Here is a 19895-nt window from a genome sequence, read left to right as displayed (position 1 = left end):
CCAGGTGAGCGTTGTCTACGGTTCTGTCGTCCTCGGCTCGGCCGTCGGCAGCCAGACGCGCATCGTCGAGGGCCCACGGTTCGCCCAGGAGTGGTAGGGCACCAGAACGATCCCCGTGCGGTCGGCGGCCCTCGCCGTGGGACGGTCGAGCGGTTCGTACGGCCAGGCCGCGTCGTTGCTGCGTTCGGGAGTCGCGCCGATCTCTCCGGCCACGACGACGGTGCCGCCCGCGTCGCCCGGACCGTCCTCCGGCTCCACGGACGGATCCACCCGCACCGCGTCGACCTCCCGCCCGTCCGGCAGGTCCACGGACTCGGCGCAGTACACGAGTGGTCCGCGCTGGACGGCCACCGTGCCGCGTACCGCGTCGACGCGCGGGTCGGCCCGCACCCAGCGCGGTGTCACGGGCAGTTCGAGCCGTACTTCGTCACCGGGCCGGAAGACCCGGGTGACCTCGGCGGTGCCCGGCGGGACGGAGCGGCGTGTCCCGTCCGGGCCGACCAGCGACGCGGTGGCGCCCGCCGCCCATTCGGGGACGCGCAGCGACAGGGTCCAGGGGCGGTCCGGAGACCTGACGACCCGCACGGCCACGGTCCCGCCGGACGGGTAGTCGGTACGGACCCGGAGCGCGACGCCGTGGCCGCCGGCGAGGGAGGTGGCGATCTCCGCGTCGGCGTACTGGTGCAGTTGTACGCCGTGGTCGTCCACCGTCGCCAGGTAGGCGGGCAGTTGGGCCAGGGTCCGCGCCACGTTGGTCGGGCAGCAGGACACCGCGAACCAGGGTGCGCGCAGGCTCGACTCGGCGCGTGGACTGTCGGCGTCCGCGGCGGGCACGGCGCCCCGGGTGCGCCGGTGCAGGGTGTTGGCGTAGAAGAAGGCCCGGCCGTCCGCGGACGGGGACACCGCGACCACGTTGAACAGGGTCCGCTCGGCCAGGTCGGCGAAGCGCGGCTCCCCCGTGGCCAGCAGCAACCGCCAGCTGAGCATGACGGAGGCGACCGCGGCGCAGGTCTCCGAGTAGGCGCGGTCCGGCGGCAGCACGAAGTCGTCACCGAAGGACTCGTCACGGTGGTGCGAGCCCATACCGCCCGTCAGATAGGTCCGCCGGGCGACCGCCGCCTCCCACTGCCGTACGACCGCGTCGAGCAGGCCGTCGTCCCCGGTCTCGACGGCGACGTCGACGGCACCGGCCGCCAGGTAGAGGGCACGCACGGCGTGTCCGCGCAGCACAGTGGCGTCCCGCACGGGTACGTCGTCCTGGTAGTAGGCGCGGCCGAACTCGATGTCGGCGAGCGCCTGGTGTCCGCGGCGGTCGACGAAGAGGGCCGCCTGGTCGAGGTAGCGCTGCTCCCCTGTCAGCCTGGCGAGTTCCACCAGGGCGGTCTCGATCCCCGGATGTCCGCAGACGCCCTCGATGCCTCCCGGGCCGAAGGTGGCGCAGATGTGGTCGGCGGCTCGCCGGGCGATCTTCGTCAGCTCGCCCTCGCCCCGGGCTCTGGCCTGGGCCACACCGGCCTGGATGAGATGTCCGTGGCAGTAGAGCTCGTGGCCCCATTCGAGGTCGCTGTAGCGGGGCTGCTGTCCGGGGCGGCCGAAGGCGGTGTTCAGGTAGCCGTCCGGTTCCTGGGCGGATGCGACGGCCCCGGTGAGCATGGCCGTCTCCGCGTCGAGCGTGGTGGCCGCTGAGCCGCTCCCGGCCTCCCAGGCCATGGCTTCGAGGAGCTTGTAGATCTCGGAGTCGGCGAACTCGCGGCCGCGCCGGTCGCGGTGGATCCGGCCCTCGGCCGCGGCCCGGAAGTTTCCGGTCCAGCCGACGCGTTCCATCCAGTCACGGCAGTGGCCGAGTGTGGCGGTCGCGTTGGTGTGCCTGCGCCGGGCCCAGAAGCCTCCGGTGATCCTGACCTCGTCCAGCCCCAGCGGCCGCAGTCGTCCCCGGGTGGGCGCCACCGGCAGTACGGGCGGCCGCGTCGTGTTCTCCCTCACCAGTTCATGCCTTCGGTTGGTCCCTTCGGTCGTGGATGTGTGCCGTGGCGGACTTCAGCCCTTGAGCGCGCCGGACATGAAGCCCCGTATGTAGTGCCGTTGCAGCAGCAGGAAGAGGAGGAGGCAGGGGACGGCGAGGACCACCACACCCGCCTCGGTGGCGCCGTAGTCGACGGCGCCCATGCTCTGCTGCCGCAGGTTCGCGACAGCCAGGGGCAGCGGCGCCTTCTCGCTGTCCGAGATGAGGATCAAGGGCGCGATGAAATCGTTCCAGGCCGCGAGGAAGGCGAAGAGTCCCACGGTGATCAGTCCCGGTCGCACCGCCGGGAGGAGGACCCGGCGCAGCGCGCCCGCCGTGCCGCAGCCGTCGACCAGTGCCGACTCCTCCAGTTCGCGCGGCACCGCCTCGAAGGAGATCCGCATCATGAAGGTGGCGAACGGCAGCTGGAACATGGCCAGTACGAGGCTCAGTCCGATCAGCGAGTTCTGCAGATGGAGCCTGCCGAGCAGCACGTAGAGCGGGATGAGGAGCGTGGCGTACGGGACCATGAGGATGGCCAGGGTGAGCAGGAACAGCAGGTTCCTGCCGGGGAAGTCGAAGCGGGCGAAGGCGTAGCCGCCGAGCAGCGACACTCCGAGGGTCAGGGCGACGGTCAGTGCCGAGACGACGGTGCTGTTGAGGAGGTACCGCCACAGGCCGGCGTCGTAGTCCAGCAGCGTCCTGTAGTTGCCGAAGCCGTAGCCGGACTCCTGCGCGGTGCCGGGCTGTCCGCTGAACGAGGCCCAGGTGTTCCACAGCAGGGGGAACAGGAAGATGACGGCCAGACCTCCGGCGACGACGTAGTGAGGCGTCCGGCCCAGGGCGCGGGTGAGCACCGTGGTGTCCCTTCTCGTGAGGCGGGTGTCGAGGTGGGGGTCATGACTCGTCGGCGCGGCGCAGACCGCCGAACTGGAGGGCGTTGAGCAGGAGCAGCACGCCCAGCACGGTGATCGAGAGAGCGGCCGCGGTGCCGAGGTTCAGCCGCTGGAAGGCCTCCCGGTAGATCAACTGGACGACGGTCACCGTGCTGTTGTCCGGTCCGCCCTTGGTGAGGATGAAGAACTGGTCGAAGGCGAGCAGGGATCCGGTCACGCAGAGCAGCAGGGTCAGGGCGAGGGACGGCCGCAGCAGCGGCAGTGTGACGGAGCGGAAGATCTGGCCGCGGCCGGCCCCGTCCATCCGGGCGGCCTCGTACACCTCGTGGGGGATGCGCTGGAGACCCACGAGCAGGATCAGCATGTAGAAGCCCGCGAACTTCCAGACGATGAGGAACACCGTCGACAGCAGGGCGGACGTCGGCGAGCCCAGGAACGACACGGGGTCGTCGACGACGCCGAGCTTTTCCAGGACCCGGCTGAGCGGGCCGGTGGTGGGGCTGTACAGACCCCAGAACAGCAGGGAGGCGGAGGCCAGGCCCAGGGCGCTGGGCAGGAAGTAGACCGTGCGGAAGAAGCCCGCGCCCGGGCGGGACTCCTGCACCAGCAGCGCGAGGAGGAGTGCGAGCCCGAGCAGGACGACCGTGACGATCACGGTGTAGAGGAGGGTGAAGCGCACCGCGGGCCAGAAGAGGGCGCTGTCGGTGACGTCGGTGTAGTTCTCCGGCGCGTTGACCCCGCGGTCTCCCGCGAGCAGTGGCCAGTCGCTGAGCGACATCTGTCCGACGAGGAGCAGGGGCAGCACGAAGAAGACCGCGACGAACACGGCCGTGGGCGCCGCGTAGCCCATGCCCTTGACCGTGCGGGACCGCCACCAACGGGGCGCCGCACCGCGGAACGTGCGGTTCCGTCGTTCCGGCCGGGACGACGGACGTTCGGCCGCCGTCCGGTCGGGCGCCTTCACCTGCATGGGTCTCCTCTGCCGTGGGACGTGGGAGGGTGGTGCCGGGGGCGGGGCAGTGCCCGGCGCGGGGTGGCGCCGGGGCATCGGCTGACGGTGCCGTACTCCCCGGGCCTGAACCTCGGAGCCATTCAGTCGGCCAGGGAAGCACTGACTGCGTCGTTGTCCTTGTCGAGTGCCCCCTCGTCGCCGAAGAGGGCGTCGCGCATGAGGGTCAGCCAGGGTCCGTTGGGATCGTTGAAGGTCTGGCCGAACTTCAGCGCGTACGGAGTGCGGCCGTGCGCGACGAGCTGGTTGATCGTCACCAGCCGTGGGTCCGCCTTGGAGTGCTTGTTGGACGCCAGATCGGTACGCGCCACCACGTCCTTGTTCGCGGCGACCACGTCGACCTGGGCCTTGTCGCCCAGGGACCAGGCGAGGAAGTTCCAGGCCTGGTCGGGCGACTTGCTGGTGGCGGAGATGCCGATGGCGTCACCACCGATGAAGGTGGACTTGCCGCCGTCGGGTCCGGGGATGGGCGCGACACCGAGGTCGAGGTTCTTGGGCATCAGCCCCAGGGTGGTCGACGGCATCGGCATCACGCCGACCTTGCCCTTGGGGAAGACTCCGGTCCAGGTCGTGCCCGTCTCGTCGCGTGCGCCGGGGGCCACGATGTCGTCCCGCACCCAGCCGCGGTAGGTCTCGTAGACCTTCTTCGCGGTGTCGGAGGAGAGTTGGGCTTCCGTGCCCTCCTTGTTCAGCACGTCCTCGTCGGCGGCCCAGATCGACGGCCACCAGGTGAAGACGCCGCAGCCGCCGCAGTTGCCGCCGAAGAAGGTGCCGTTGACACCTCCGCCCAGCGCGTCCACGGCCCGGGCCTGCCGGTCCCACTCGCGAAGGCTGGTGGGCGGCTTCTCCGGGTCGAGCTGGGCCCGGCGGTAGAGCTCCTTGTTGTAGAAGAGCACCGACAGATCCAGGGTGTGCGGCACGACGTACTTCCTGCCTTCGTACGTACCGGCCTTGATGTGCGACTGGGCCAGGTGCTTCGCGAACGGCAGGGCGTCGACGCGTTCGGTGATGTCGGCGAAGAGCGCACTGGAGGTGTAGTTCGGTACGAACACCACGTCGGAGGCGAACAGGTCGGGCAGGTCACGGGAGCCGGCTGCGGCACCGACCTTGGCCTGGTAGTCGTCAGTGGGGATGACGGTCAGCTCGATCTTGTTCTTGTGGCTCGCGTTGTACGCCTTGACGAGGGCCTCGCTCTGCGGCCGGGTCGCCGCACGCGTCCACATCGTCAACTTGGCGCCATCGTCGACGCCCTTGGCGTTCGCGGCTCCGCTTCCTCCCCCGCCACCCGAACCGTCCTCCCCCGACCCGCATGCCGTGACCAGACTCGCGGCGGCGAGGAGTGCGATGGCGCCGGTGACGAGGCGGCGTAGGCGTCCGAGCGGTCCGGCCGTGCTCCCCATGGTCGATCCTCCCTCGTGGGCGGCGGGCCCTGGGCGGGCCGGCCGGTCGGGACGATGGATGTGGTGGCACTGAACTCTGCGACGAACAGGCTGTGACGAACTCCGCGACGAAGCGCGGTGACGAAACTCGGTGACGAACTCACTGGCGACAGCGGCGACAGCGGCGATCAAAAGAAACGAACCGAAAAGGCTTTCAGAGACGCTAGGACCCGGCTCATCAACCGTCAATCCCCTTGCAGGAAACGCCTGGAGCCGGATGCCCGAAACCCCTTGGCATGCCGTGACCGAAAGGTTTCCCGTACTGTTTTCCGCGCGGCGTGCCGCGCTCGACGGCGTCGGCACGCGACGCGAGACAGGAGTAGACCATGGCACAGGCCACCGGCCCCTCTCGTTCGCATCCCGCCACGCTCAGCGACGTCGCCCGGCTGGCCGGTGTGTCCGTCGCCACCGCGTCCAAGGCCTTGAACGGCCGCAGCCAGGTGCGCGCGGAGACCAGACAGCGGGTGATCGAGGCGGCGGAGCGGCTGTCGTTCCGGCCCAACCAGGTGGCCCGGGGCCTGCTGGCCGGGCGGACGGGCACCGTCGGTCTGCTCACCAGCGACCTGGAGGGGCGGTTCAGCATCCCGATCCTCATGGGTGCCGAGGACGCGTTCGGTGCGGGCGAGGTCGCGGTGTTCCTCTGCGACGCCCGTGGTGACGCGATCCGTGAGCAGCACCACGTCCGCGCGTTGCTCGGCCGCCGGGTCGACGGCCTGATTGTCGTGGGCAGCCGGACCGACCCGCGCCCCTCCCTGGGACGCGAACTGCCCGTGCCCGTCGTCTACGCCTACGCACCGTCGGACGACGCGGAGGACCTGTCCATCGTCCCCGACAACGTCGGCGCGGGCCGGATCGCGGTGGACCATCTGCTCGCCTGCGGCCGTACCAGGATCGCGCACATCACCGGCGACCCCGGGTATCTCGCGTCGCAGGACCGGGCCGAGGGGGCCCTGGCCGCGCTCGCCGACGCCGGCCTCGCCCTGGTCGGCCAGTCTCGGTTCGGGGCGTGGTCGGAGGGCTGGGGGCGGGCGGCGACCGCGATGCTGCTCGACCAGCACCCGGACGTGGACGCTGTCCTGTGCGGCAGCGATCAGATAGCCCGTGGCGTCATGGACGTCCTGCGTGAGCGCGGCCATCGGGTGCCGGAGGACGTGGCGGTCATGGGCTTCGACAACTGGCGGGTCCTGACCTCCGCCTCCCGCCCGCCGCTGACCAGCGTCGACATGAACCTCGAACAGGTGGGCCGCGCAGCCGCGCACGCCTTGTTCACGGCGATCGGGGGAGCACCGAGGTCAGGAGTCGAGAGCCTGCCCTGCCGGGTGGTGATCAGGGGTTCCACGGCGCCGCTGTCCTGAACCGCACGCTTCCGGCTCGCGATGTCTGTCACGGGTGTTGAACCGGTGAGGCGCCGCTCCTACCGTTGCCCCGGTGACGGTGCCTGAGTCGGTCCACCCTCATTTATGCGGCAGCCGGGTTCGCGGAGCGTTGTCCGCAAGCCAGTTGCTCAGGGCTTTCCTCGTGGCCGCCCTGCTGGTCTGTGCACTGCTGCCGGCGGGATCGGCGAGCTCGTTCGCTTCCGGCCCCGGTGATGCCGGCCCCGTCGGCTGGGCTTCCGCCCGCGGCGGCACCACGGGAGGCGCGGGAGCCGCCCCGGAGTCGACGTGGACGGTCTCGACGCGTGCGGAGCTGAAGGAAGCGCTCGCCAACCACGGTGACCCGAACGCGCCCAAGGTCATCCGGGTCCAAGGAGACATCAACGGCCACGAGGCGGACGACGGCACGCTGCTCGGCGAACAGGACTACGCCCCCGGCTACGACCTGGCGAAGTACATGTCGTGCTTCGGCGAGGACGGCGCCGTCTGGTCCGACACCCGTTACGACTACTGCAAGCTGCAACGGACGCTGCGGCAGACCGGTTCCAACAGGGAGAAGCAGCAGATCCAGCTGACCGTGCCGAGCAACACGACGCTCCTGGGCACGGGAGGCGACGCACGCCTGCTCGGAGTCTTCCTGACCGTCAACACGGGCACCAACATCATCATCCGTAACCTCCTTCTCGAGGCACCTGTCGACCACTTCACCACCTGGTCACCGGACGACGGGGAGCAGGGCAACTGGAACGCCCGCTTCGACGCCCTGACGGTGATCACCGGACGGAACATCTGGATCGACCACTGCACGTTCACCGACGGCCGTTTCCCCGACCGCACGGCGCCGGCCGGCTTCCACGGCGAGCGGGTCCAACGACACGACGGGCTGCTGGACATCGAGGACGGTTCGGACTTCATCACCGTCTCGGACAGCCGGTTCACCGACCATGACAAGGCGATCCTGATCGGCTCCGGCGACGGGCGGGGCGACCGCGACCGCGGGCATTTGAAGGTGACCTTCGTCCGGAACCTCTTCACCGACATCGCCCAGCGTGCGCCGCGCGTCCGCTTCGGCCAGGTCCACGTCGTGAACAACGTCTATCGCGGCCGGGCCCGGGACACCGTCTACGCACTCGGCATCGGCGTCGAGTCCGCGATCGTCTCCGAGCGGAACGTCTTCCTGTACGAGGGCCCCGGCGTCCACCCCTCGGTGCCGGTCGCGATCTACGGGGGCACACGTTTCCGCGACACCGGCTCGTGGCTGAACGGCCGCCCGGCCTCCCTCAACGCGGCAGCCGCCGCCGAGGCAGGCGACGGGTTCACCACCGACACCGGCTGGAACCCGGCCGCCGTCTACGCCTACCGCCCACTGCGGTCGGCGGCCGCCGTGCAGTGGTACGTCCTCCACCACTCGGGGCCTGGTCGCGGCGCGCATCCGGCGCCCTGACGTCGTCCTCCCCTGGCGTCGTCCGTCGGGCCTGGCGAAACCTCCGGTCACGCGCGGGGTGGTGCCCGGGGCACCACCCCGCGCGTGAAGCCACGGGTGGGCCGGTCGGTAGGCTTCCAGGTGCGCGGGACACGTGGTCCGGCGTATCCGACCCGCCCCTGCCCTCCATTGCCGCGACTCCGTTGCCGCGACGGACCGACTCCCGAAAGCCCCGATCAGATGCGCACGCACTGCCTGCGAGGACCCGGCTCGCCGACGTCCGGTGCGCTGCGGGGTCTTCGAGCCGGGGTACTCGCCGTGCTGTGCGTGCTGCTGCCGCTGGCAGGGCACGTGCTGGCGCAGGGCCATGCACCCCAGTGGCTCGTCGTGGCCGCCATGGCGGCCGTGGCGCTGCCCGGTGCGCTGCTGCTGACGCGGCACCGGCTGACAGACACCCAACTGCTGGGCGTGCTCGTCCTCGCCCAGCTCACGTACCACGTCGTCTACTCGCTGCCGGGTGCCTGCGCCGCGGTGACGGGACAGGACGGCTCGGCCGGCGGTCCGCTCCGGTTGATCGAGCACGACGCGACCGCGGGGCCGCCGCCCGGTGTACTGGTCGCCGGTCATCTGGTCTCCCTGCTGCTCGCCGCCCGTCTGTTGGGCGTCACGGAGCGGCTGTTGTGGCAGAGCACGTCACTGCTGGTCGTCGTACGGGGTCTGCTGCTGTTCTTCTGGCCGTTGTTCGGTGGTCGGCACGGGACCGGTCCGCAGGCCGTGGTCCCCGAAAGTTCCTCGCCGTTGATGTCGGCACTTCTCGTGCGGCTGCACGCGGGCAGGGCGCCGCCGCGCCGCGGGCACGGTCCGTTCGTCCTTCTCCGGCCGACACCGCTCGGCGCTCTCCACCCGCCCTGACGGGGGTGATGCGAGGGCCGCCCGGCGGGCCGGTCCTCCTCGTCCCGGCGGCTGGTGCTGCCGGGTGTCCCAGAGAGTTTCGCCCTTCATGTACGTCACTGACCGGCGTGCCGTCCGTACGGCGGCACGTGTCCTCGTTCTGCCCGCCGCTCTGGCGGCCCTGGCCACCGCCGCGCCGCGGGCCGCCGCTCACACCGACCTCGACAGCGCCAGTCCCGCTGCCGACGCCGCGCTCGCCGAACTGCCACCGCGCATCACGCTGACCTTCAGCGACCCGATGACCCAGAAGTACGCCAAGGTCGCGGTCACCGACCCGGACGGGAAGTCCGCTGCTACGGACGAGCCCGAGGTCTCGGGGAAGGAGGTCAGCCTCGCGCTGGATCCCACCTCGCCCGCCGGGCTCTACACGGTGGGCTACCGGGTCGTCTCCGCCGACGGCCATCCGGTCTCGGGCTCGTACTCCTTCACCGTCGAGGCAGCGGCCGACAGTCCCGCCCCGTCTGCGCGAGAGACGGAGTCGGAGGGCGCGGCTGTCCCCCGTGCCGCCGAGGAGACCACCGCGGATGCCGCCGCGGACAGCACCGACGGGGAGTCCTCCGGAGGGGAGTCCTCCGGAGGGACTGTCCCCGTTCTCGTCCTGGTCGGCGCGCTGGCCACGGGGGTCGTGGCAGCCGTGGGCGCGTACGTCGCACGACGGAGGCGAGCCCGTCATGGCGACTGAAACCACGACAGGGACCACCACCAGGGCCGGGCGGCTGCCGCAGCTGCCGCTCGTGCTGGCCGGATCGGTCGGCCTCGCCGTAGCCGTCGCCGCGGTCGCGGTATGGGCCGGTGACGGCACCGCGACCGCGATCCCCGGAATCCCGGATGCCGGTGCGCTGACCGCCTGGGGTCTGCCGGTGGCCCGTACCATCGCCGACGCGGCCGCCACGGCGACCGTGGGCGCGCTGCTGCTGGTCGCCGTGCTGTTGCCGGGCGGCAAGAGGCTCGGCCCGGCCCAACTGCGCTATCTCACCTGGGCCGCCGCGGCTGCCGCGATGTGGGCCGTGGCGTCGGCCGCCACGCTCGCGTTCCTGCTCTCGGACCTGTTCGCCCAGCCCGTCCCCGAGATCCTCTCTCCGGCCGTGCTGGCGGACTTCGTCACCACGGACGCACAAGGCCGCTCGTACGCGCTGATGGCGGGCGCAGCGGGCGTGATCGCGACGCTGGGCGTAGGCATCGGCAGCGCCCGCTGGGCCCGCGTGGCGCTCGTCGTCGCCCTTGCCGGTCTGCTGCCGCCCGCGTTCACCGGACACTCCTCCGCGGCGGGCAACCATGACGCCGCGGTCACCAGCCTCGCCCTGCACCTGCTCGGCGTCGCGGTGTGGGTCGGCGGGCTGGTCTTCGTTCTGATCGTGGCCGCACGCCGTGAGGAGCAGGCGGTGGACGCGGTCCGGCGCTTCAGCCCGCTCGCCGCATGGGCACTGCTCGCGGTCGCCGCCAGCGGCCTCGTGAACGTCGCCGTCCGGCTTCCCTCCCCGGGGGACGTCTTCACCAGCCGGTACGGGTTGATGGTCCTCGCCAAGGCGCTGGCGCTCGCCGCTCTGGGCGGTATCGGCGGGTGGCACCGGCGCCGTACGCTGCCCGCCCTGAAGGGCGGCGAGTGGCGGGGGTTCGTCCGCCTCGCCGTCGGTGAGCTCCTTCTCATGGCGGCAGCGATCGGGCTCGCGGTGGGCCTGTCACGCACCCCTGCTCCCGGCGCCGGTGACGCCTCGGTGTCGCCCACCGAGGAACTGCTGGGCTTCGCCATGCCGCCGCCGCTCGGCGACTTCCCCTGGACGCCGCTGTTCACCCAGTGGCACTTCGACCCGCTGTTCGCGTTCGGTACGGCGGCCGCCGCGCTGCTGTACCTGGCCGGCGTACGGAAGTTGCGCGCCCGGGGCGACAAGTGGCCGGTCGGGCGCACGATTTCGTGGCTGCTGGGCCTGGCGGTGACCGTGCTGGCCACGATGAGCGGCCTCGCGGTCTACGGCAAGGTGCTGTTCAGCGTGCACATGGGTCAGCACATGATCCTCGCGATGACCGTGCCGATCCTGCTCGTCCTCGGAGCCCCCGCCACGCTCGCGCTCCGGGCTCTGCCCGCCGCCCCGAAAGGGGAGCCGGACGGCCCACGGGAAATGCTGCTGAAGCTGCTCCACAGCCGCTACGTCAAAGTCCTCTCGCATCCGGCCGTCGCGAGCGTGCTGTTCATCGGCAGCGCCTTCGCCGTCTACTACAGCTCGCTCTTCGAAACGCTGATGCGCAGCCACCTCGGGCACATGGTCATGCTGGTGCACTTCCTCGCCGCGGGGCTGCTGTTCTTCTGGGTGGTCATCGGCATCGACCCCGGGCCGCGTCGCCCACCGCATCTGGGCAGGCTGTTCGTCCTGATCCTGACGATGCCGTTCCACTCCTGGTTCAGCATTTCGCTGATGAGCTCCACCGACCTGATCGGCGAGGGCTGGTGGTCACTGCTCGACCGGCCCTGGGTCACGGACGCCATGGACGACCAGTACAACGCCGGTGCCATCGCCTGGGCCACCGGCGACATCCCCGTCCTGATCACCACGATCATCCTGGCCGTCCAGTGGGTCCGCTCCGACCAGCGCGAAGCCCGCCGTGTCGACCGGCAGATCGACCGCGGCGACGCGGGTGACCCGCTGGCCGCCTACAACGCCTACCTGGCGAGCCTGCACGCCCGCGACCGGCGTCCCGCCCACCCCACCACGACCGAGCCCAAGGCAAAGACGGCGCCCACGTCCACGTCCACCACCGAGGAATCATGAAGAAGCTGAAGAAACACCTCGTCGTCGCCGCGGTGATCGTGGCCGGCTTCGCCGCCGCCCTCGGCGCCTTCCTGCTGTTCTCCCCCGACGACCGCGACGCCGGCGGTGTGAACGTCCAGCCCGCCGCCGAGGCACTGCCCGTCCGCGACACCAGCCACCGTCTCACCGACCCGAAGAAGAGCGAACTGACGATCGTCGAGTTCCTCGACTTCGAGTGCGAGGCGTGCGGGGCGGTGTACCCGATGGTGGAGCAACTCCGCGAGGAGTACGGCGACCGGGTCACCTTCGTCGCCCGCTACTTCCCGATGCCCGGCCACCGCAACGGCGAACTCGCCGCGCGTACCGCCGAGGCCGCCGCGCGCCAGGGCAGGTTCGAGGACATGTACACCAAGCTCTTCACCACCCAGAAGGAGTGGGGCGAGTCGCAGGAGTGGAAGGAGTCCGTCTTCCGTGGATACGCGAAGGAACTCGGCCTGGACATGGACCAGTTCGACGCCGACCTCGCCGATCCGGAGGTGGCCGGGCGCGTCCAGGACGACCAGCGCGACGGCCTCGGCCTGGGCGTGCAGGGCACCCCGACCTTCTTCGTCGACGGAACCGGGATCCCCACTCCGGGCTCCTACGAGGTGTTCAAGGCGCTCATCGACGACCGGCTGTCCAAGTGACCGTGAGCGGAGACAGCACACAACATCCGCTCGGTGGCCGGGCATGCGCCTGCCGGCCCTGTGAACAGCCCCGCACCACCCCACGTATACGACAAGGTGAAAGCCCGTGACCTCCACCAGCCGGATCATCTACGACGAACGCCTGACCGCCCCCAAATCCTGGTGGGGCATCTCCGCGCTGTTCGGCCTCTCGATGGCCCTGGTCTTCCTTCCCTACGGGCTGATCGCTGCTCTCATCGCCCTGACCGCCGGCACCTGCCTGGCCGGGATGTACGTCAGCGGACAGGGCTCGGCGCGGATCCGGGTCACCTCGGACACGCTGTTCGTGGCGGACGCGTGTATTCCGCTGGCCGCGCTGGGGAAGGCGGAGGTGCTCGACGGCGAGGAGGCCAGGGCCTGGCGGACGTACAAGGCCGATCTGCGGGCGTTCAGCGTGATGCGCAGTTTCATCCCCACCGCGGTGCGTGTCGAGGTGGTAGACCCGGATGACCCCACGCCCTACCTCTACCTCTCCACCCGGACGCCGGACCGGCTCGCCGAAGCGATCAGTGCGTGCGCCTGATCGTGCGGCGTCCGTGACCGGGCGCGGGGAGCATGCCGGGACAGGCCGAGCCAGCCGTGCGGGAACGTGCGTGCGGGCCGGTCTGTTCGCCGTGCTCGGCACCGTGCTCGCGGCCTTCGGCCACCACGCCATCGCCGAAGGCACGGTGCCCTGGCGGCTGATGGGCATGGCGATCGTGGCGCAGTTCGCGGCGGTCTGGCCGCTCGCCCGGCGGCGCTACACGCTCATCGCGACCGTCGCGTCCACGCTGGCGACGCAGGGCATGCTGCATCTCTCCCTGTCCTACGCGGACGGTGACCCACCGGCCGTGACGCCGGGGCACGCGACGCACGCCGGGCATCTCGCGGTCACGCCGGGCGACGGACACGCCTGGCATCACGCCGGAGCGGCGATGACGGCCGTCCACGTGGTCGCCGCGCTGGTCGTGGCCCTGCTGCTGCACCGGGCGGACGCACGGATCACGGTGGCGCTCGGCACGCTGCGCACACTCGCCCGGGCAGTCGTGGCCGCCCTGGGCCAGGTGCTGCCACGACCGGTCGTCGGCACGGGCCCGCTGGCGCTGACGCTCCCCGGGCGGAGACCGGGCACCCGTTTCGAGGTGGCGATCCCGGCACGGGAGGAGGTACTGGAGCATGCGGTGGTGCGCAGGGGACCACCACGGCGGGAGCGGCTTTCCGGTTCTTCACGGTCCCGGCGACTGCGGGACCGGCTCTTCCCGTACCAGCAAGGAGTTTCCCTGTGTCCATGTCCACACACCCGTTGACACTGGCCGGCCGCCGTGTCGCTCTCGCCGGTGCCGCCGCGCTGACGGCGACGCTCGCCCTGGCCGCGCCGGCCGCCGCACACGTGGAGGTCGAGGCCGACACGCCCCAGGCCCTCGCCGAGGACGTCACCCTCACCTTCCTGTCCGAGGCCGAGTCCGACTCGGCGGGCTTCACCGAGCTGCGCGTCGTACTGCCCGAAGGCATCGCTCCCGGGGACGTCACGCTCGACGAGGCGCCCAAGGGCTGGAAGTTCAAGGCCACCAGCGACGGATACACCGTCAGTGGACCTGCTCTGAAGGCGGGCGTCGACGGCGAGCACAAGGTCAAGGTCCGTCAGCTCCCGGACGCCAAGGAGATCGCGTTCAAGACCGTCGAGACCTACGACGACGGCAAGATCTCCCGCTGGATCGAGCTGCCCACCGGCGGCGAGGATTCCGAACAGCCCGCCCCGGTCCTGGAACTGAAGGCCCCGGCCCCGGGCGCCAAGCCGGCCGACCCCAGCCCCAGTTCCAGCCCCACGGAGGCGACACCCAGCCCGACCCCGTCGGCCGCCGAACCGAGCGCTGAGGCCGCGGGCTCCGAGTCCGCCGCCAAGGCCGCCGAGGACGACGAGGGCGGTTCGACGGGCCTGGTCATCGGCGGGGCGGTCGTGGCACTGGCCGTTCTCGGCGGCGGCGCCTGGTGGCTGGTGAAGCGGCGCACCGCGGCATCGCAGAGCTGACCCTCGCCTGCCGTGTCCGGGGGCGGAGCCGCATCCGCCCCCGGACGTGACGCGGACCGGTGAACCGGCCCGGCAGTGGCTCGGCCCTGACCAGTGAGCGTCCGGGCGAAGCCGTCGGCTCACCGGCGACGACCGCCTAAGATCAGCGGTGATGAGGAGTCAGGCTCAGCACACGACCCGCGATGCGTGGCGGCCCACGCGGATCGCGGCGCTCTGTCCTGCCCTGCTGGTACTGCTCACCACGCTTGTCATGTGTCTGGGTTCCGTGTCCCATGGCGACAGCGGCCCAGCCGGCATCACGACGACATCGATGGGGCCGATGGCCACGACGTCCGTGGACGCGCTTCCGGCGGGCGCCCCCACGAGTCACCACGGGACGACGGGCGCGCATCCGGCCGACTGCCCCTACGGCGATGTCTGCTGTGGCCCGGCCGCTGACGGGGTGCCGGCCGTGCTCGCCGCTCCCGTCCAGCCCGTACCGGCGGTCCTGCCCAGCATGCCGAGCGTGCCCACACCGGGGATCTCCTCGCGGTGTGCCGAACCCGCGCCGACCTGCCGCGCCCCCGACCTCCACGTCCTCCAGGTGCAGCGGACGTAGACGACTGTCACAGCGCCGTGCGCTCGCGCGTGCGGCCGACGGCATGCGTCCTTCCACCCCTCCCTGCACCCACCGCCGCGCGTCGACACCGCCCGGCGGAGACGAGGAACTCACTGTCATGAGCAAGACCAGCAAGAAGGCGGCGTCGGCCGCGCGGCGGGCCAAGATCGAGGAGATGCGCCGCGCCGAAAAGGCCCGTGAGCGCCGTAACCGCATCATCACCATCACCCTCAGCACGGTGATCGTCGCCGGACTCGTCGGCTGGGGCGGGTACGCCCTGAACAGCGCCAACGAGAAGGACGAGCAGCAGGCCGCCGAGGCGAAGAAACCCGTACGCGGTGAGAAGTCCTGGGCGAAGAAGGAGCTCACCCAGAACCACGTCCAGGGCGCCGTCGACTACCCGATGAACCCGCCCGTCGGCGGTGACCACAACCAGGCGTGGATGACCTGCGACGGCACCGTCTACACCAAGGCCATAGGCAAGGAGAACGCCGTGCACTCCCTCGAACACGGCGCGGTCTGGATCACGTACAACGACAAGGCCTCCGAGGACGACATCAAGACGTTGAGCGACAAGGTCTCCAAGACGCCGTACACGCTGATGAGCCCGGCCGAGGAGCAGTCCGGTCCCATCATGCTGTCGGCCTGGGGCAAGCAGCTCAGCGTGACCGAGGCGTCCGACTCCCGGGTCGAGCAGTTCCTGTCCAAGTACGTCCAGGGCGCGCAGACACCCGAGCCGGGCGCCGCCTGTACGGGTGGTCTGACCGCCTGATGGGGACACCAGGGCCGCTCCCGGTGATGCGGCCCTGGTCCGTGGGGTTTTCCCGGCACCCGAGGGATCCCGACGCCTGAGGGGTCCCAGCACCCGAGGGTGAGGGATCATGGACAGAGGAGGCTGACAGCCCGCGGAAGTCGATGAGGCAGCCATGCGCGACGCACGAGAACACCCGGATGACGGGCCCGTCGTTGCGGCCCAGCAGGAGCACTGGCAGCGGACCTACGCCCGGCACCCCCTGATGTACGGCATGGAGCCCTCCGAGCCGGCCCGCTACGCCGCCGGACTGTTTCGCGCTTCGGGCTGCCGGACCGTGCTCGAACTCGGCGCCGGGCACGGCCGCGACGCGCTGTTCTTCGCCCGTCAGGGCTTCACCGTGCACGCCACCGACTTCAGTTCCGTCGGGCTGGAACAGCTCGTCGCGGCGGCCCGCGAGGCCGGTGTGGCGGACCGGGTGACCACGGTCGTGCACGACGTACGCGATCCGCTGCCGTTCGCCGACGCCTCCGTGGACGCAGTCTTCGCCCACATGCTGCTGTGCATGGCCCTGTCGACCGAGCACATCCACGGGGCCCTGGCCGAGATCGCCCGCGTCCTGCGCCCCGGCGGCACCCTCGTCCACACCGTCCGCCACACCGGCGACGCACACTACGGAGTGGGAACCGCGCACGGCGACCACATCCACGAGTCCGGCGGATTCGCCGTGCACTTCTTCGACCGGCGCCTCGTCGACAGCCTCGCCTCGGACGACTGGCACCTGAAGCAGGTGCACGCCTTCGAGGAGGGCCAACTCCCGCGCCGGCTCTGGCGGGTCACGCAGGTACGCGATGCCTCCCGTTGAAGGCGCGATCTGTCCGGGCCCGTCGCCGTCGTGTCAGCCGGTGGGCTGGAGGATGATGCAGGTCGTGGTGGCGTGGGCGATCAGTTTCCCCTGTTCGTCCAGCACCTTGCCTTCGGCTGTCGCGGCGCGTCGGCCGACGTGGATGACGGTGCCTTCGGCGGTGAGGGTCTGTCCGTCGGTGCGGGCGGCCCGGATGTAATTGACCTTGAGTTCGAGGGTGGTGTAGCTGACGCCGGCCGGGAGGGTGGTGTGCACCGCGCAGCCCATGACCGAGTCGAGCAGGGTGGCCGCGATACCGCCGTGGACGGTTCCGAGGGGGTTGGCGAAGTCCGGGCGGGTGTCCAGTGAGATGACGATGTGGCCGTGGTCGACCTCGTCGAAGCGCATGCCGAGCAGACGCCCGATGGACGGGAGGTCGGCAGGCCGCTCCCGCTGGATCCAGCGCATCAGTTCGAGGCCCGTCATGGCGGCGAGGTCGGTGGTGGACACAGTCGTTCTCCTGGGTGGTGTTGGTGCTGGGGTGCGTGCGGTCGAGGAGTGTCGCGATACGGGCGGGCTCGTGTGCGCGCCGGGGAATGACTGCAGCGGGGTCGCGCCCGCATCAACCGAGCGGGGCGGTCCCGTCGCGCAAGGCGGCCAGAACGGGCGCGTACATACGGGTCTTGATGGTCCGCAGCGTGTCGCCCGCCTTCTGCAACTGGCCCGAGGCGATCTCCACGGCGGTGGTGCGCACCGCGTCCTCGTCCACGGCGTGGTCGACGACGCCGTCCGCGAGAGCGTCGTGGCCGCCGTACCGGCGGGCGGTGAGCATGGCCTCGTGCGCGGTCCGCGGGGTCAGCCGGGCCTGGATCAGCGCGGACATGCCCGGAGTGAAGGGGATGTTGATGTCCGCCTCGGGAAGGCACCAGTAGCCACGGTCGGCGCGCATCACGCGGAAGTCGTGCGCCAGGGAGAACATCGCGCCCGCGGCGAAGGTGTGCCCCTGCAGGGCGGCCACCGTGATCAACGGCAGGGAGAGCAGCCGCGCGAAGAGCTCGTGGACGGAGACGACGTAGTCCTGCTGCTGGTCGGCGTGGGCGAACAGCCAGTCCAGGTCGAGGCCGTTGGAATAGAACTTGCCTCGCGCGGCGGTCACCAGGGCACGGGGCCCGTCCGTCTTCTCCACCTCGTCGAGAGCGGCGTTGACGGCGGCGATCCAGTCGGGGTGGAAGCGGTTCTCGTCGTCTCCGAGATCGAGGACGAAGACGTTGTCCTGGCGGTCGAGCGCGGGCACGGTGGCTCCCTAGGGGGCTGGTGGTTTCGGGGGTTCTCGGCAGGTCAGGGACTCGGTGCCGGACCTGGGTCGGGCCGGTTGCGCAGGGCCTGGACCAGCAGGTCGTGGATCTCGGCGGCGGCCGCCTCCAGAGGGGCGGTGCTCCGCTCGGCCCGGCACATGATCACCGCGCCTTCGAGTGCGGCGATGACGAACGCGGCCAGCCGCCTGCTCCGTTCCTCCGTCAGGCCGTGCCGGAGGAACGGGACGGCGAGAGCCTGCTGCCAGCGGGCGAACACCGTGGCGGCGGAGAGGGCCAGTTGGGGTGCGTCGTCGTTGGTTTCCACCGCGACCGCCACGACGGGGCAGCCGGTCCTGAAGTCGCTCCGGACGAGCCGGTCACGCCAGAGCGCGAACACGCCGTCGATCGCCTGCACCGGGTCGTCCGTCTGCAGGGCGGCGTCGATCAGTCCCGCGATGAAGTCGCCCGCGAGCGCCACCGCCTCCTCGATCAGCTGCGCCCGCCCGCCGGGAAAGTGGTGGTAGACCGAGCCTCTCGGGGCGCCGCTGTGGGCGAGCACCCGGTCGATGCTCGTGGCGCTCGCCCCGTACTCACGCAGTGACTCCACGGCGCTGAGGACCATCCGCTCACGGCTGCCGGTCATGGCGGGCGCCGCCTTCCTGATGTCCGGGACGGGGAGGTTCTCCAGAGGATTACCGCTCAGTAAGTTATGTTGTATGACATAGAACATGCAAGGGGTTCAGCAGTGCCCCTGAGCTGACCTGAGCAACCCCGAACAAAGGCACGACAGTTGGTGAAATGATCGAGTTTGTCCGTGATGTGGGAGGGGGAGGGCACCGAAAGGCCCGCCTCACCGGCCGAGAGCATCGGCGTGGGCCGCACCGCCACCCACCGCCCGAAAGGCCCTTCCGTGAGCGAATCCCACCCGCCCCTTCCCTGGGACACCACGCAGGCGGCCGACGCCTACCGTGACCGCGACATGAGACTCGCCCGAGAGCTGATCTTCCCGGCGGTGCTGCGGCGCCTCGGCCCCGCCGAGGGCACCGGTCAGGTCATCCTCGACGTCGGCTGCGGCACCGGTGTCCTCGCCGTGCACCTGGCCGAGGCACGCGGGTGCACGGTGCACGGCCTCGACCCCTCCTCCGCCATGCTCGACATCGCCCGCGCCGACCGGCCCCACCCCCGCGTCGGCTACCGGCTCTTCGACGGCAGGTCCCTGCACTGGATCGCGGACGACGACGTCGACGCCGTCGTGTGCTGCCTGGTCTACTGCACCGACCCGGACGACCGCAGACTCGCGGACCTGACCCGCGAGATCCACCGGGTACTGCGCCCGGGCGCGCCTTACGTCCTCGCGGATCTCAACCCCCGGGCGATCGGCGAGGCCTTCTCCACCCTCCGCTACGGCGAACCGGGAACCGTCTACGCCGACGGGGACACCGTCCCCACGACCCTGCGGAGGCTGAGCGGGACGACCGTCACCACAGCCTGCCACTACCGCTCCCTCACTCACTACGAAGCGCTCCTCGCACAGGCCGGCTTCGCCTCGCCCGACCTCGACCTGCCGCTGGCGCCACAGCGTCACGACAGCGGCAACCCAGAGCCCGCGGAGACCCGGGTCGCGCCGTACATGGTCCTCACCACGCGCGCGGGGAAGGGGCCGGGCCGGTGAGGGATCCGGATCCGATCGAGCCCGGCATCTTCGTCGGCGACCGCCGGCGGCCGACCGCCGACGACGGGGGGCCCGGGGCCGAAGGCGAACCGGCCACCGACGCCGAGTGCAGCCAGGGGGCCGGAGTCGGCATCAAGCCGTGACTGGCGTCAGGCCGTGACCGGC

Annotated in this window: 21 protein-coding genes; 14 read left to right on the top strand and 7 right to left on the bottom strand. The window is 70.9% G+C overall.

From position 1 onward, the window contains the following. Nucleotides 1-15: 15 nt before the first annotated feature. The 4 genes from E0500_RS41210 to E0500_RS41195 all read right to left on the bottom strand — a co-directional run bounded on the left by E0500_RS41210 (nt 16) and on the right by E0500_RS41195 (nt 5307). The gene (locus E0500_RS41210) at nt 16-1983 is read right to left on the bottom strand and encodes a beta-L-arabinofuranosidase domain-containing protein (RefSeq protein ID WP_131569228.1); all 1968 of its coding nucleotides are present in this window, start codon (nt 1981-1983) and stop codon (nt 16-18) included. Between the two features lie 54 nt (nt 1984-2037). After that, nucleotides 2038-2859 carry a carbohydrate ABC transporter permease gene (locus E0500_RS41205; protein WP_131569229.1) on the bottom strand — a complete coding sequence of 274 codons (822 nt, stop codon included), beginning with the start codon at nt 2857-2859 and terminating at the stop codon, nt 2038-2040. Between the two features lie 40 nt (nt 2860-2899). Continuing rightward, nucleotides 2900-3868, bottom strand: a complete 969-nt coding sequence (locus tag E0500_RS41200) for a carbohydrate ABC transporter permease (protein WP_131569231.1) — start codon at nt 3866-3868, stop codon at nt 2900-2902. Nucleotides 3869-3990: 122 nt separating this feature from the next. After that, nucleotides 3991-5307 carry a sugar ABC transporter substrate-binding protein gene (locus E0500_RS41195; RefSeq protein ID WP_131569347.1) on the bottom strand — a complete coding sequence of 439 codons (1317 nt, stop codon included), beginning with the start codon at nt 5305-5307 and terminating at the stop codon, nt 3991-3993. Nucleotides 5308-5672: 365 nt separating this feature from the next. On the opposite strand from E0500_RS41195, the gene E0500_RS41190 reads away from it, so the two are divergent. The 12 genes from E0500_RS41190 (at nt 5673) to E0500_RS41135 (ending at nt 16784) form a co-directional block, all read left to right on the top strand. Continuing rightward, nucleotides 5673-6701 carry a LacI family DNA-binding transcriptional regulator gene (locus tag E0500_RS41190; protein WP_131569349.1) on the top strand — a complete coding sequence of 343 codons (1029 nt, stop codon included), beginning with the start codon at nt 5673-5675 and terminating at the stop codon, nt 6699-6701. 130 nt (nt 6702-6831) lie between these two features. After that, complete coding sequence (locus tag E0500_RS41185; RefSeq protein WP_258573791.1) at nt 6832-8163, top strand: polysaccharide lyase family 1 protein; 1332 nt, start codon at nt 6832-6834, stop codon at nt 8161-8163. A 219-nt stretch (nt 8164-8382) separates the two neighbouring features. Further along, the gene (locus tag E0500_RS41180; protein ID WP_131569351.1) at nt 8383-9054 is read left to right on the top strand and encodes a hypothetical protein; all 672 of its coding nucleotides are present in this window, start codon (nt 8383-8385) and stop codon (nt 9052-9054) included. An 88-nt stretch (nt 9055-9142) separates the two neighbouring features. After that, nucleotides 9143-9775 carry a copper resistance CopC family protein gene (locus E0500_RS41175; protein WP_131569353.1) on the top strand — a complete coding sequence of 211 codons (633 nt, stop codon included), beginning with the start codon at nt 9143-9145 and terminating at the stop codon, nt 9773-9775. Further along, nucleotides 9765-11858 (top strand): cytochrome c oxidase assembly protein, encoded by a 2094-nt coding sequence (locus tag E0500_RS41170; protein ID WP_165935167.1) that lies wholly within the window; start codon nt 9765-9767, stop codon nt 11856-11858. The genes E0500_RS41175 and E0500_RS41170 overlap by 11 nt, the downstream gene beginning before the upstream one ends. Next, nucleotides 11855-12523 carry a thioredoxin domain-containing protein gene (locus E0500_RS41165; RefSeq protein WP_131569357.1) on the top strand — a complete coding sequence of 223 codons (669 nt, stop codon included), beginning with the start codon at nt 11855-11857 and terminating at the stop codon, nt 12521-12523. Before E0500_RS41170 ends, E0500_RS41165 begins: the two co-directional genes overlap by 4 nt. Before the next feature lie 106 nt (nt 12524-12629). Beyond that, entirely contained in the window at nt 12630-13085 is a 456-nt protein-coding gene (locus tag E0500_RS41160; protein ID WP_131569359.1) for a DUF3093 domain-containing protein, read from the top strand. A gap of 70 nt (nt 13086-13155) precedes the next feature. Continuing rightward, nucleotides 13156-13848: a hypothetical protein gene (locus E0500_RS41155; protein ID WP_131569361.1), complete on the top strand. Its 693-nt coding sequence runs from the start codon at nt 13156-13158 to the stop codon at nt 13846-13848. Continuing rightward, the gene (locus E0500_RS41150) at nt 13830-14570 is read left to right on the top strand and encodes a DUF1775 domain-containing protein (RefSeq protein ID WP_131569363.1); all 741 of its coding nucleotides are present in this window, start codon (nt 13830-13832) and stop codon (nt 14568-14570) included. The genes E0500_RS41155 and E0500_RS41150 overlap by 19 nt, the downstream gene beginning before the upstream one ends. 151 nt (nt 14571-14721) lie before the next feature. After that, a complete protein-coding gene (locus E0500_RS41145; protein WP_131569365.1) occupies nt 14722-15168 on the top strand; it encodes a hypothetical protein in 447 nt (148 codons plus the stop codon). A gap of 118 nt (nt 15169-15286) precedes the next feature. Continuing rightward, nucleotides 15287-15940, top strand: a complete 654-nt coding sequence (locus tag E0500_RS41140; RefSeq protein ID WP_131569367.1) for a DUF3105 domain-containing protein — start codon at nt 15287-15289, stop codon at nt 15938-15940. Between the two features lie 154 nt (nt 15941-16094). Beyond that, the gene (locus tag E0500_RS41135; protein ID WP_131569369.1) at nt 16095-16784 is read left to right on the top strand and encodes a class I SAM-dependent methyltransferase; all 690 of its coding nucleotides are present in this window, start codon (nt 16095-16097) and stop codon (nt 16782-16784) included. A 33-nt stretch (nt 16785-16817) separates the two neighbouring features. On the opposite strand, the gene E0500_RS41130 is transcribed toward E0500_RS41135, so the two are convergent. The 3 genes from E0500_RS41130 to E0500_RS41120 all read right to left on the bottom strand — a co-directional run bounded on the left by E0500_RS41130 (nt 16818) and on the right by E0500_RS41120 (nt 18701). Then, nucleotides 16818-17273: a PaaI family thioesterase gene (locus E0500_RS41130; RefSeq protein ID WP_131569371.1), complete on the bottom strand. Its 456-nt coding sequence runs from the start codon at nt 17271-17273 to the stop codon at nt 16818-16820. A 112-nt stretch (nt 17274-17385) separates the two neighbouring features. Further along, nucleotides 17386-18057 (bottom strand): enoyl-CoA hydratase-related protein, encoded by a 672-nt coding sequence (locus E0500_RS41125; protein WP_131569373.1) that lies wholly within the window; start codon nt 18055-18057, stop codon nt 17386-17388. Between the two features lie 44 nt (nt 18058-18101). After that, nucleotides 18102-18701 carry a TetR/AcrR family transcriptional regulator gene (locus E0500_RS41120; protein WP_220141510.1) on the bottom strand — a complete coding sequence of 200 codons (600 nt, stop codon included), beginning with the start codon at nt 18699-18701 and terminating at the stop codon, nt 18102-18104. Between the two features lie 267 nt (nt 18702-18968). On the opposite strand from E0500_RS41120, the gene E0500_RS41115 reads away from it, so the two are divergent. Both E0500_RS41115 and E0500_RS41110 read left to right on the top strand, forming a co-directional pair. Continuing rightward, nucleotides 18969-19730, top strand: a complete 762-nt coding sequence (locus E0500_RS41115) for a class I SAM-dependent methyltransferase (protein ID WP_181587393.1) — start codon at nt 18969-18971, stop codon at nt 19728-19730. Beyond that, nucleotides 19727-19873 (top strand): hypothetical protein, encoded by a 147-nt coding sequence (locus E0500_RS41110; RefSeq protein ID WP_165934910.1) that lies wholly within the window; start codon nt 19727-19729, stop codon nt 19871-19873. The genes E0500_RS41115 and E0500_RS41110 overlap by 4 nt, the downstream gene beginning before the upstream one ends. Nucleotides 19874-19895: the final 22 nt, after the last annotated feature.

Origin of the sequence: Streptomyces sp. KM273126, assembly GCF_004337435.2 — a bacterium.
GTDB classification, from domain to species: domain Bacteria; phylum Actinomycetota; class Actinomycetes; order Streptomycetales; family Streptomycetaceae; genus Streptomyces; species Streptomyces acidicola.
The sequence above is the reverse complement of the archived record's forward strand: the minus strand, read 5'-3'. Positions and strand labels throughout refer to the sequence as shown.